The organism is Paraglaciecola sp. 2405UD69-4 (assembly GCF_047525415.1).
GTDB lineage: Bacteria > Pseudomonadota > Gammaproteobacteria > Enterobacterales > Alteromonadaceae > Paraglaciecola.
The window spans coordinates 262,573-275,094 of sequence record NZ_JBLIXM010000002.1 but is presented as its reverse complement, the minus strand read 5'-3'; the positions used below and the strand labels follow the sequence as shown (position 1 = coordinate 275,094).

Genomic DNA, 12,522 nt, shown 5'->3' with positions numbered 1-12,522 from the left:
ATTAATTGATTCATTACCAAGCCCAAACAGTATTATGACCGTTAATATTACCAGCCAAAGTACAGAAGATATCGGGAGCGTTCGTAAAAAGAAGGTGACTATCATCTTAAACGCTGCCAAAAAAGAGTTCGTTACTTTCGGTTTTAAAGGCGCTTCTATTAAACGTATTGCAGAACGCGCTAATATTCCAAGAGCGAATATTCATTATTATTTTGCAAATAAAGAAGAGCTGTACAAAGTTTTATTAACGGACATAGTCACGAATTGGAACAGAAACTTTGACTCCTTTAACGACTTTGATGATCCTAAAGTCGCACTGTCTAGCTATATACGTTCCAAGGTCAGATATTCTATGGATGATCCTGAAGGCTCACGGATTTTTGCTAGTGAAATTATCCACGGCGCTGACGCGCTCAAGTCATATTTATCCTCAGAGTTTACACTGTGGTTAGAGCAAAAAGTAAAAGTGATAGAGACTTGGATTAGTAAGGGCTTGATGGACGATATCAACCCTTATCACCTATTGTTCTTAATTTGGGGGGCCACCCAACACTATGCCGATTTTAATGTTCAGGTAGTGGCGGCTTTAAATGTTGACAGCCTAAGCGAACAACATTTTGAAAGTATCGTCGCGTCTATTACTCATATTGTATTAAAAGGCTGTGGAATTAACCCCCTTTAATAGCAAGGGTAACTTTTGCTAGCCAGCCAATCCATTTAAAAGGATAATGCGCGCGGTATTCATTTAGCTAAGTCCACATTTTTCTATGTTAACGAATTTTCAGCTGCCAGAAGATATAGCCACTTTAAAAGTTGTGGTGCTCACTGGTGCAGGTATTTCAGCCGAGTCTGGCTTAAAAACATTTCGAGATAACAATGGTTTATGGGAAAACCATGCTGTTGAAGCAGTCGCCACACCAGAAGGGTTCGAGCAGAAACCTAGTCTGGTTTATCGCTTTTACAATGAAAGGCGTCAACAGCTATTAAGCCCCGAAGTTAAACCTAACGCCGCCCATTATGCTTTGGCAAAGTTAGAAGCTAAGCTTGCTGATAATTTATGGATAGTCACACAAAACGTAGATAATTTGCATCAAAGGGCTGGCAGTAACAATGTGTTACATATGCATGGCAGTTTGTTATCGGCAAGGTGTTTGCAGTCACAAAAAAATGTAGAAACCTTTAGCAATATAGATGGCACTAGTCGCTGTAGTTGTTGTCAACCTAGCAGCAAAATGCGGCCAGACATTGTTTGGTTTGGAGAAATACCAAAACATATGGAGCGCATTGAATCATTATTAATGGAAGCAGATTTATTCGTATCAATTGGGACCTCAGGAACTGTTTATCCTGCGGCAGGCTTCGTTAATTTAGCGAATCATTATCAAGTACATAGTGTTGAGCTAAATTTAGAGCCAAGTGAAGGGGTTACTAGGTTTGCAGAAAAACACTATGGTTCGGCATCAAGGGTTGTTGATGAGTTTGTCGAACAGTTATTAAAAGGTTGTTGAGTTGTTTGAGTATGTAGAAAATTACTGGGTTGAGTTTTTAACTATTGCTAGTGTTCACATTCTTGCTGTTGCAAGCCCAGGTCCAGATTTCGCGGTTGTTTTAAAGCATAGCATTCGATATGGACGCCGCTTGGCTTTAATCACTAGTGTAGGCGTGGGTGTGGGAATATTAGTTCATGTAGCATACTCCTTATTAGGCATTGGTTTGCTAATAAAAGCCAATCCAGATCTGTTTAAACTTATTAGCTATGTGGCTGCAGCCTACCTATTTTATATAGGGTTTGGTGCTATTCGCAGTAAAGCTCCTTCTAACCAAACTACAACGGATAGCTTGGCTACATCTGTGGTCATATCTGATAAAAAAGCATTTATGATTGGTTTTTTAACCAATGGGCTTAACCCAAAGGCAACCTTGTTCTTTTTGTCCATTTTTGCTGTGGTAGTGTCAGCCGATACGCCTAACCTTGTTAAATTGGGGTATGGATTATATTTGGCGCTAGCCACCAGTCTTTGGTTTTGTTTTTTATCTATTATTTTAAGCTCTGATAAGGTGCGAGCTTTTATTGGTGCAAAAGGTTATTGGTTTGACCGTGTGATGGGAGCGGTGCTAATTCTATTAGCGATTAGTTTAATTATACCCTGATAATAAAGTTGTTTTTTCTAAGTAGGTGAATAGTGGAAAATGAAGAGTTTAAAGTAATCGGAGGCAGTTATGAAAAATCTATCAATGGTGACACTAAGTTAGATTTAAAGTCATTAGCCAAAGAAGCTTGGGAGCTAACAAAAAAGGGTAAATCTGAGGTAATGCAAGGTGTAGCCTTGATGCTGTTTATACTTATGGTGTTTGTATGGGCATTGCAAAGTATTTTTGGTATCACAGATATGACAACCGTTACACCAAGAACCCAAGTGATAATGGAATTAGTTTTCGTCGTGATAACCGCACCTATAGTTGCTGCCATGTTATTAATTGGTATATCCCGCAGTGTTGGCTTAAAACCAGAATTTGTCCCCTTACTAAAACGTGCTTTTGGTTCATTTATTATTGTTTTATTGGCTTTGTTATTGGCAGTTTTAACTGATGTTGTAGGCCAAGTATTATCTCTAGCCGGGTTGCTACTGGGTGTTGTCGCAACATTCTATTTAGGAATGGCCACTAGTTTTTCTATGATGTTATTAATTGAAAAACAGCTTCCTCCAAAAGAAACTATCGTTCAATCCTTTAAGGTTTTCAATCGTCACTGGCCCAGCTTAAGCTTGTTCTATATTGGCTCTATGGTGCTGTTTTTATTGGGAATGTTATCTTTGGGAGTAGCATATATTTGGTTAATTCCCTTTTATTTTAATTTTAAAGGTGTGTTGTACCGTGATCTTTTTGGCATCAATGTCAGCGTCAACACTTACTCACCTAAACAGGAATCTGTATTTAATGCTTAAGAATTCTTTATCTATTTTGATTGCTTTTTTAGCGGTTATTACTTTTATTGTAGTCACTCAGCAAAATCATAGTTACCAAACCAAGCAAGTAAAAGTTTCACTCACAGCTTTGAAAGTACCGCCCTTAGCTTCCGATAAAAACCCAGTACCAGATTTTAATAAGTACGAAGATGTTGCGATTAAAAAAGAAAAGTTCTTTGCTTATCTTTTACCTGAAGTTAAACGTCAAAACCAAATTATTACAGCTGAAAGACATGCAGTATCCGCATTATTCAGCTTATATAAGACCGATGGGGCTTTCAATAAACAGCAGCAAGCTGTGTTTGATTACCTAGTTAAAAAATATACTGTGGAATATGAGACACTAGATACAGCTGTTTTTGAAGAGCTTTTAATTAAGGTAGACACTGTGCCAGAGGCTTTAGTGTTAGTTCAAGGGGCCATTGAATCGGGGTGGGGCACATCAAGGTTTGCAAAAAAAGGGTACAACTTTTTTGGGTTATGGTGTTTTAAAGAAGGTTGTGGTTTTGTTCCTAAACAAAGAAATGACGGTGCTGCCCATGAAGTTGCTAAGTTTAAAGACTTGTCCCATGGGGTTATGACTTACATGCGTAATATCAATAGATTATATGCCTATGAAGATTTAAGAGCTTTACGGGCGGCAAAACGTAACGAAGGTAAGGCAATCACTGCAGAGGTATTATCTACGGGGTTATTGTCTTATTCAGAGCGAGGGCAGGAGTACATTGACGAATTACTGAATATGTTAAGAGTAAATAAACAATATATGGGGTTAGGATCATGAAAATAAAAATTTGTTTAATGCTATTACTGTTCAGCACTTATACATTGGGTGAAACCATAGACGTTGAATACACAAGTTTTTATAGCCATGTCAAGAAGCTTCAAAACGATGACACCCAAGCTCTAAGGTTTGCTTTTGGCTTTAAACATATAGCACAGCAGCGGCTTTGTAAGGTTTCTTCAGCTAAGATAGTAACTCAAAAACAAACGCTGCCTTTGGTCATAGAGCCTAGCTCTCGGTTTACCGTTCCCAGCGATAAAATTTTGAAGATGGCAAAAGCCATAGTAGTGATAGATATAGAAGATCAGGCAAATCAATGTGATATGTCGGTTCAGCTAGAAACTAAGCCCGAATATTTATCTCAAAAATATACAAATGAGGAGCTAAGTGATTTATTGCAACAGTACACAGTATTTTTTGATGATATGGGCGGCATACTATCTTTCATGATGCCAAAAGTTGAAGGTTTAGTTTTTCATTTTAACTCAAACTCGGCATTCTCTAACTCTGAGTTTACCCTAGATAAAAACAGCCGTTTACCATTAAGTACTGACAAGCTTAAGGCTATTACAACTTTAAACTTTCCTGTAAAGCCTATTCGTGTAACAGCTTTAATCGAAAAATAACAAGCTTGTTTAAGCTTAGCGAGATAGTCGTGACTATCTTATTTCATCTAAGCTCAAATGATATTTAATTTGTGCAGCGATACGCTCAACGCTGCCATGACCTTCTGAAATTAGCTCTTTAGCCCGGTAAAATTCCATCATCCCAAAGTCTCTTAGCTGAGGTTCAATTAGTATATCAGGTGGATCGCCTGCGAGCCTTGAACGGGTTACCCTTGCGGATAATATATCCAAAGAGCCAGTCATAGCATTAATAATAGAAGGGGCAGGTGGCGCAGTGACTTCGCGCTGTGAAGTATCTTCTTCATCTTGGCTTTTTTGTAATGCTGGCTCAAGCATATCTAGACATTCTTGTGTTAAACAAGGTTCCTCTTCTTCTTTTACCGCTTCCTTCACTAATGGCTGTTCTTCTACCTCAGAAGTATTCGAATCTTTTTTAAACCATTGCTGTATTTGTTTTTGGCTTCGCTTGAAAAAGTCAGAGGTTTTCTTTTGATTATTACCATGGTCAACTTCTCGGTTAACCAATGATTGTGGTCTAAAGTCTGCACTTAGGTTAACTGCAATGACAAAGTCAGCCCCTAACATTCTGCACATGTTTACAGGGACGGGGTTGACCACACCACCATCAACTAACCATCTATTTTCATGTAAACTTGGTGGAAATAACCCAGGGATAGAACAAGAAGCTCTCACTGCACTGGATATGGAACCAGAGGTGAAATTAACTTCTCTACCACTATATAAATCAGTAGCGACTGCGCCAAAGGGCATATTTAGCTGCTCGAATGATTCCACACTAAAGTTTTCTTCTAGGGCTTTAAATACTTTTTGGCCACTCATTAAGCCGCCTTTATGAAAACCCACCCCCATTAAAGAGAAAACTTGCCACTCTGTTAGGCTTTCTACCCACTGTGACAGCTCGGTCAACTTTCCAGAAGCGTAAGCCGCCCCTACATAGGAGCCAATGGAGCATCCAGTGACAATATCTATTTCTATACCCATTTCTTCTAGGGCTTGTATTACACCTATATGTGCCCAGCCTCTGGCCGCTCCACTTCCTAATGCTAATCCAATTTTCATTACATTTTCCTTAGATATTAGTCACTGTTATTGGAGTAACAAGATTTACAGTGTCATGTTTACTAGGACTGTCTGAAGCTTGTGTAATTTGTGGCTCGTCAAAGCCAAGATCACCATTTTCATAGGGTTGCTCTTGGGTGCTTAAGTTATCAAAAGCAAAAAGGCTGTTATCGGCTAGGTGAGATGGAACCACATTTTGTAAAGATCTGGCCATATTTTCAATACGCCCAGGAAAACGCTGTTGCCAGTCATGAAGCATCTCTTTGATTTTTTTACGTTGTAGGTTTTCTTGAGAGCCACATAAGTTACAAGGGATAATAGGAAAGTTCATATTGGTTGAATATTCAGCAATATCTTTTTCTGCGCAGTATGCTAAAGGTCTGATAACAATATGTTTTCCATCATCACTGACTAACTTAGGAGGCATTGATTTTAACTGTCCGCCGTAGAACATATTCAACATAAGCGTTTCTATCATGTCGTCTCTATGGTGTCCTAAGGCGATCTTTGTTGCTCCCAAACGGCTTGCTGTTTTATATAAAATACCACGACGTAAACGGGAACACAGTGAGCAGGTCGTTTTTCCCTCAGGAATTTTATCAACAACTATTGAGTAGGTGTCTTCTTCTACAATCTCAAAATCCACACCTAATTCAGTTAGATACTCAGGCAATATATGTTCAGGAAACCCTGGTTGTTTCTGATCTAAATTTACCGCAACTATACTAAATGAAATAGGCGCAATTTTTTGTTTATAAAGAAGTACATCCAACATGGTGTAACTATCTTTACCACCTGATAGACATACCATTACCTTGTCACCATCTTCTATCATATTAAAATCTGCAATGGCTTTACCAGTAAAATGCCTGATACGTTTACGATTTTTTAGTGGGGTTAAGTTGGTATCTTGGATTGATGTTTGACTCATGGGTATCTTATTTAAATGAACTTAAAGCTTGTAGCTATAACAATAGCGAAATTATACCTCATATTACTTGGCTATCTAAGAGCAGATTTAAATGTCAGAGATTTTAAACTGGTCTAGAACACTTTAATTTAATTCTAGGCCAGTCGGTAAAATGGTAAGATAGATAGTTTAAGACTCAATAAGTTTTATTGGTGAGACAAAGCCGTCTGGTTTAATGGCCAGTACATCACAATTTAGTTTATCGATAACATGCTCTGCAGTATTACCAATTAGGGCTGCCGAAATTCCTTGCCTGCCTACGGTTCCAAGCACCACTAGTTCAGCATCAAGCTTAGTGGCATATTCTGGAATAACATCTTCAGGCTGCCCCATAGCAATATGACATCGTTCTTCAGCAATTTGATAGGCTTTACCATGCTCTAAAATAGAAGTCTCATGATGAACTTTAACTGTCTCTTGATGAGATAGGGGATCAAAGTCAGGGATGTTTAAGAGAATATTAACTGGTGTGCTGGGGTAAGCATTGACTAGGTGAACTTCTGAGTCTAAAAGCTTAGCAAAATTATTGGCCTGTTGAGTGACTTGCTCATTAAGAGAAACATGAGCGTCGTCATCAGCTCCGGTATTGATAGCAGCAATTATCTTTCCACCTTTTGGCCAGTCATGTTCTTTGACCAGTAAAACAGGTACCGGTGCTTTTCGCATAATATGCCAATCTGTGGGGGTAAATATCACAGACTCAAGTGTGTCGTGCTGCTGTGTGCCTTTAACAATTAAATCGTGTCCAAATTCTAGTACCTCACGAACAATACTTTCGTAGGGCCGGTTATGCCAAACTATCCTAACAGTTACCTTGATATGCTCTTGTCTAATGGTTTTGGCCACTAGGTTTCTAAGCCAATCACTGCGATCATCCATTACCGCTTGTCGCATGTTTTCGCGCTCATCCATGGACAACATAGTTGTCATTTCATAGGAAAAATCGTAAATACACAAAAATGCAGTGATGTTAGCGTTATTCATTCGAGCAATTTCTATGGCTCGATTTAGAGATTTTTGATGTTCTGAATCAGGTTCAATTACAGCTAAAATGTTTTCATATTTCATAACTTCATCCCCTTCAAAAATAACCAGAATGTTCAAGTTAAGTGTATGAATATAACTAAATTTTTGTCAATGAATAAGTTAATAAAAAGTTAATGCATGGAGCTTTGAAAGGTATGATACATTTGGAATAGGGCAAAAATTAACAATAGTACACCCATGATTTTTTTAACGATTGGATGTTGTAAATAAGCTTTAGACTTTTCAAAACCTAGGGCCATCAAAAACATGATAGGTATTGTACCTAAGCCAAAACCTAACATGATCTTCGCCCCATTTATAGCGGAACCACTGGCCAGCGACCAAGTTAATACCGAGTATACTAAACCGCAAGGCAACCACCCCCAAATTGCACCATAAGGAAAGGCTTGTAACGGGCTTTTAAAGGGGAGCATTTTTTTTGATAGGGGGCCAATATACCTCCATAAATAACGACCTAGCGCTTCTACTTTAAGTAATCCTTGCCACCACCCCGCAATATAAAGGCCTAATACAGCTAAAAAAATACTACTTATAAACTGTAGCAGCACTATTCCTTGGTCTACTTGCTGCGAAACCATTTGCCCAAGCCAACCTGTTAATACACCGGCTAAGGTATAGCTGCTGATCCTGCCTAAGTTATAGGAAATAGCATAAATTTGGGTTGATGCACCTTTAGGGATTGCATAAGAAAAAGCGCCAACTATGCCACCACACATACCAACACAATGTACCCCTCCAGCGAGGCCAATGACTAGTGCAGATAAAAATGAAAGATCATTCATGCTTCTTGGTATCAGAGGGTGGGGCGTTGCGCTTATGTTTTGGAAGGTCATCGTCAAACAAAATACTACTACCATGCCTTTCTAAATCATCAAACTGGTTAGATTTAACAGCCCAGAAAAAAACGATAACAGCAATGCAAACCAATAAGATAGCAATAGGGATTAATACATAAATAATACTCACGAAACACCTACCATTATTTTAAAAGCCTAATTGAGTTGATAACGACAATTAATGAACTAAGTGACATACCAATGACCGCCATCCAAGGCGTTAGTATCCCCGAAACTGCTAAAGGTAAAACCAAAATATTATACCCTATGGCCCAACCAATATTTTGTTTGATTTTATTTTTGCACCTATTTGCAATGGAAAAAACCACAGCAATTTTATCTAAAGAGTTATCTAACAAGACTATATCAGCTGATGATTTTGCTAAGTCTGAACTAACCCCCAAAGTGACAGAAACATCAGCCTGGGCTAATACTGGCGCGTCATTTATTCCATCACCCACCATAAGTACAGTATGGCCTAGTTGTTGGGCATCTTTGATAACTGCTAATTTTTGCTCAGGGGAGTGCTTAGACAACCAATTAGCTATATCTAGTTTTTTGGCTACTGTACTCACCATTTGTTCAGCGTCACCGCTAATCAATGTAATAGTCTTATCTTTAAAGGACGCTAATGCGCTACTGGTGCTAGGGCGTATTTTATCGGCCAACACAAATCCACAAACTACTTGATTATTTGCCTTTAGAAATACGTTACATGAGTCCATAGAGTCAGGTATTTCTTGTGCCATAAAAACCTCAGAGCCGAGCTTATACTCTAGGTTATTAATCGTTCCTATAACTCCCTTGCCTATGGTCGCTGAAAAACCGTCAACAGAGTAGGGACGTTTAATCCCTTCAAAGGCTGCTGCTATGGGGTGCTCCGAATATTGTTCTAAACATGCTGCTATCTGCAGCCAATACTCATCTGGTCTATCTGTATTGTTTACACACGCCACTAAAGAAAACTTGCCTTCGGTAAGTGTACCGGTTTTGTCGAATGCTACCCAGTCGACTTTTGATACCTGCTCCAGGGCGTCACCTCTTTTAAGTAGAATGCCTTTACTATTTAAATGTGCAACTGCACAAGATAAGGCAGAAGGGGTAGCAAGACCTAAAGCACAGGGGCAGGTAGCGATGAGCACCGCAATCATATGCCATAAGGCTTCTTCTGGGTTTATTTGATACCAAACAAGATAAGTGACTGCAGAAATAAATAATACTATGGCGACAAAATACTGAGAAAATCGGTCAGCGAGGCCCGCTATTTTGGGTTTATTAGCTAGAGCTTGGTTTTGTAATTCGTTAATTTGGTTTAGTACGGAATGCTTTAAAACACTAGTGACTTTGATTGTTAGTGTACCGAGTTGATTAACCGTACCTGCGTATACTGGCTCACCTACTGATTTACTAATAAGCTCAAATTCACCGGTTAACATTGCTTCATCAAGTTGCCCTTGGCCATCAATAATGACACCATCAACAGGCACCAACTCGCCGGCTTTAACGAGCACGCTTTGTTGTAACTTTAAAGACTTGGCTAATACAGGTTGAACTTGATTACCTTCAACTAAATTTGCCATAGTTGGCATATACTCGAGCATATTGGCAGACAGCTGAGAGGCTTTGTATCTAGCACCATGTTCTAAATAGCGACTTATTAGCAGTAAAAACACAAACATACATAAAGATTCAAAATAGGTTTGTCCATTATTTTGAAAAGTTGCCATCACACTTGTTAAATACGTTAATGACAAGGCAATGCTAACGGGTACGTCCATATTGACTGATTTAGCTTTAATAGCCCGAATAGCACCGCTATAAAAACCAGAGGCTGAATATAAAAGTACCGGGGTGCTTAGTAGTAAACTTACCCAATTAAAATACTGTTTAGTTTGCTCATCAATATGACCAAATAAATCAAAAAACACCCCAATATTTAACATCATGACTTGCATAGTCATTAAACCAGACAGTCCTAACTTTTTTAAAAATGCTTGGTTTTCTTGTTTATATGAAGCTTCATGCTCTTCTGGTTGGAAGGGTTTGCCATGATAGCCAATGTTTTCGATATGTTTGAGAATTGAACTTAACTGTAAAACCTCACTGTTCCAGCTAACTGTTGCTCGTCTAGCAGAAACATTCACAGCAACTTGCACAATACCTTGTAATTTAGACAATTGTTTTTCAATTAACCATCCGCAGGCAGCGCAATTAATGCCACTTATGGTTAATTGAATATCATGGGTGGTATTATTTTTACCAACAAACTCACTAAGTATTAAATCGTCATCAAAAACCGAAAGCTTATCCAAAATATCTTGGTTATCGTCTGTGGCTTTTTCTGCAAACTCACTGCGGTAATGGTAATAATCTTCAAGGCCATTTTCCACAATAGACTCTGCTACCGCTAAGCAGCCTGGACAGCAAAACTGCTGGCTCTGCTTCATGACCTTTGTTTTAAAATTTGTGCCTACTGGTACATCAAGGCCACAATGAAAACACTTTATTTCCATAAAGCTATGGATTGAACTCAAATGCTGCAGCTCTTGGAAGGGTTACCACCTTTTGAATCTTCCAGCTTTCATCAAATGGCTGCAGGGTTATTTGCCATTTTCCTGTAACGTCTTGTTCTAATGGAGCGCGATAAACTCCCTTGGCATCCCTTAAAAGGGTTACCGAAAAATCTTTAAAATCTTGAGTAGCGTGGAAAAAATTGAGCGTTAACACCTCGCCTTGTGTAGGTGCGCCTGCTAAAAAGGTAATCGCAGCGTAATCTGAAGAAATTTCAATTGATGTTTTGATATTCAAATTTTTAGCGTTTTCAACCTTTTGAAATTTTAAATTGATACCTTTACCTTCTTTATAGTAGTCATCGACTACCATGCTATCTTCTGAGTTAAACGCTAATCTCATCATGGTAAAACTTAAAACCATTGACATCAGAGGAACAAATATTAAAAACCAAGGCCAAAATTGTTTATACCAAATCTTTGAAGGTGTTGATTGCATCTAGTTGGGGTGCTCTAAGTTTAAATTTCTAAAATAAAAAGCCCCTGCAAAGGCAGGGGCTCTCATTATAACCTAATGTAACTATTTGTCTTGAGACAAACTATATACATATGCAGCTACTAAATGGATCTTCTTCTCACCTAAGGTTTTCTTGAACGATGGCATCACACCATTTCTACCATAGGTTAAGGTTTCCGTAATTGTTTTTTCAGTACCACCATATAACCAGGTTTGGTCAGTTAGGTTAGGCGCACCAAAAGCGTAATTACCTTTACCGTCTTGACCATGACAAGCTGCACAAATAGCAAACCTTGCTTGTCCTGCTTCAACTAAGTCTTGGTCTAAGTCAGGTCTATCACTTAAGCTAAGTACATAAGCAACCAACTCTTTAATGCCTTGCTCACCCATAGCGTCTAGCTGAGCTGGCATCAGTGCTTGTCTACCATTTATCAAGGTTTCTGTGATCTTCTCAGGAGTACCGCCATACAACCAATCATCATCTGTTAGGTTAGGGAAGCCTCTTTGGCCACGAGCATCAGAACCATGACATTGCGAACAGTTTTGACTAAACAAACGTTGTCCAACTTTCAATGCTTCAGGGTCTTTTGCAAGATCTGTAATGGGTTGTTTATAGTAAGCGTCAAAAATAGGCGCGTACTGCTCATTAGCAAACTCAACCTCACGGTCATATTGGCTGATAACACCATTAGTTTTTACCAATTCAACCGCCGCTTCTGATTCAGCTAAAGAGCGAATGTTTTGGTTTGAACTTTGCCAATTTAATAAACCTTTATAGTTTCCTAATCCTGGATATAAAGCTAAGTAAATAAGGCCCCAAGCGATACAAATATAAAATAAGTAAGTCCACCACTTTGGTAGTTGATTGTTAATTTCGATTATGCCATCAAACTCATGATGCATATCTTCGCCTTCTTTGACGCCGGTTTTATTAGATAAACACCAACGTAACAATAGAAAACAACCAAAAATTAATCCCAGTGTAATAACTGAAATCCAGACACTCCAAAAACTACTCATCTACGTTAGACTCCCGATTTTTTTGTTGGGGCTGCTCATCAAAAATTAGCTTTTCTGCTTCATCAAAGCCAGCTTTTGATTTTTTACTATAGGCCCAGCAAACAATTCCTATAAAACAAACAAACACTAAAACTGTATAGATACTGCCACTTGTTGCGTAATCCAT

General features: G+C 38.6%; 15 protein-coding genes. 6 read left to right on the top strand and 9 right to left on the bottom strand.

The features are described from left to right. Positions 1–34 precede the first annotated feature (34 nt). The 6 genes from ACMUMK_RS07775 (at position 35) to ACMUMK_RS07750 (ending at position 4,376) form a co-directional block, all read left to right on the top strand. Positions 35–682 (top strand): TetR/AcrR family transcriptional regulator, encoded by a 648-nt coding sequence (locus tag ACMUMK_RS07775; protein WP_414700563.1) that lies wholly within the window; start codon positions 35–37, stop codon positions 680–682. 85 nt (positions 683–767) lie between these two features. Beyond that, positions 768–1,508 (top strand): Sir2 family NAD+-dependent deacetylase, encoded by a 741-nt coding sequence (gene cobB / locus ACMUMK_RS07770; RefSeq protein WP_414700562.1) that lies wholly within the window; start codon positions 768–770, stop codon positions 1,506–1,508. 1 nt (position 1,509) lies between these two features. Next, positions 1,510–2,151 carry a LysE family transporter gene (locus tag ACMUMK_RS07765; RefSeq protein WP_414700561.1) on the top strand — a complete coding sequence of 214 codons (642 nt, stop codon included), beginning with the start codon at positions 1,510–1,512 and terminating at the stop codon, positions 2,149–2,151. A gap of 32 nt (positions 2,152–2,183) precedes the next feature. Beyond that, positions 2,184–2,945 carry a hypothetical protein gene (locus ACMUMK_RS07760; RefSeq protein ID WP_414700560.1) on the top strand — a complete coding sequence of 254 codons (762 nt, stop codon included), beginning with the start codon at positions 2,184–2,186 and terminating at the stop codon, positions 2,943–2,945. After that, complete coding sequence (locus ACMUMK_RS07755; RefSeq protein ID WP_414700559.1) at positions 2,938–3,750, top strand: glucosaminidase domain-containing protein; 813 nt, start codon at positions 2,938–2,940, stop codon at positions 3,748–3,750. The genes ACMUMK_RS07760 and ACMUMK_RS07755 overlap by 8 nt, the downstream gene beginning before the upstream one ends. Continuing rightward, positions 3,747–4,376, top strand: coding sequence for a DUF2987 domain-containing protein (locus ACMUMK_RS07750; RefSeq protein WP_414700558.1), 630 nt, complete (start codon positions 3,747–3,749; stop codon positions 4,374–4,376). Before ACMUMK_RS07755 ends, ACMUMK_RS07750 begins: the two co-directional genes overlap by 4 nt. 33 nt (positions 4,377–4,409) lie before the next feature. Here the strand turns inward: ACMUMK_RS07750 and ACMUMK_RS07745 are convergent, their stop codons facing one another. The 9 genes from ACMUMK_RS07745 to ACMUMK_RS07705 form a co-directional block, all read right to left on the bottom strand. Further along, positions 4,410–5,456 (bottom strand): patatin-like phospholipase family protein, encoded by a 1,047-nt coding sequence (locus ACMUMK_RS07745; RefSeq protein ID WP_414700557.1) that lies wholly within the window; start codon positions 5,454–5,456, stop codon positions 4,410–4,412. A gap of 10 nt (positions 5,457–5,466) precedes the next feature. Beyond that, positions 5,467–6,387, bottom strand: a complete 921-nt coding sequence (gene ttcA / locus ACMUMK_RS07740; RefSeq protein ID WP_414700556.1) for a tRNA 2-thiocytidine(32) synthetase TtcA — start codon at positions 6,385–6,387, stop codon at positions 5,467–5,469. 168 nt (positions 6,388–6,555) lie between these two features. Further along, the gene (gene uspE, locus ACMUMK_RS07735; protein WP_414700555.1) at positions 6,556–7,494 is read right to left on the bottom strand and encodes a universal stress protein UspE; all 939 of its coding nucleotides are present in this window, start codon (positions 7,492–7,494) and stop codon (positions 6,556–6,558) included. An 89-nt stretch (positions 7,495–7,583) separates the two neighbouring features. Further along, positions 7,584–8,255 carry a sulfite exporter TauE/SafE family protein gene (locus ACMUMK_RS07730; protein ID WP_414700554.1) on the bottom strand — a complete coding sequence of 224 codons (672 nt, stop codon included), beginning with the start codon at positions 8,253–8,255 and terminating at the stop codon, positions 7,584–7,586. Continuing rightward, positions 8,248–8,439 (bottom strand): cbb3-type cytochrome oxidase assembly protein CcoS, encoded by a 192-nt coding sequence (ccoS, locus tag ACMUMK_RS07725; RefSeq protein WP_414700553.1) that lies wholly within the window; start codon positions 8,437–8,439, stop codon positions 8,248–8,250. Before ccoS ends, ACMUMK_RS07730 begins: the two co-directional genes overlap by 8 nt. Before the next feature lie 13 nt (positions 8,440–8,452). Then, positions 8,453–10,822 carry a heavy metal translocating P-type ATPase gene (locus ACMUMK_RS07720; RefSeq protein ID WP_414701386.1) on the bottom strand — a complete coding sequence of 790 codons (2,370 nt, stop codon included), beginning with the start codon at positions 10,820–10,822 and terminating at the stop codon, positions 8,453–8,455. A gap of 4 nt (positions 10,823–10,826) precedes the next feature. After that, positions 10,827–11,318 (bottom strand): FixH family protein, encoded by a 492-nt coding sequence (locus ACMUMK_RS07715; protein ID WP_414700552.1) that lies wholly within the window; start codon positions 11,316–11,318, stop codon positions 10,827–10,829. An 81-nt stretch (positions 11,319–11,399) separates the two neighbouring features. Further along, a complete protein-coding gene (gene ccoP / locus ACMUMK_RS07710; RefSeq protein WP_414700551.1) occupies positions 11,400–12,356 on the bottom strand; it encodes a cytochrome-c oxidase, cbb3-type subunit III in 957 nt (318 codons plus the stop codon). Continuing rightward, positions 12,349–12,522, bottom strand: coding sequence for a cbb3-type cytochrome oxidase subunit 3 (locus tag ACMUMK_RS07705; protein WP_414700550.1), 174 nt, complete (start codon positions 12,520–12,522; stop codon positions 12,349–12,351). Before ACMUMK_RS07705 ends, ccoP begins: the two co-directional genes overlap by 8 nt.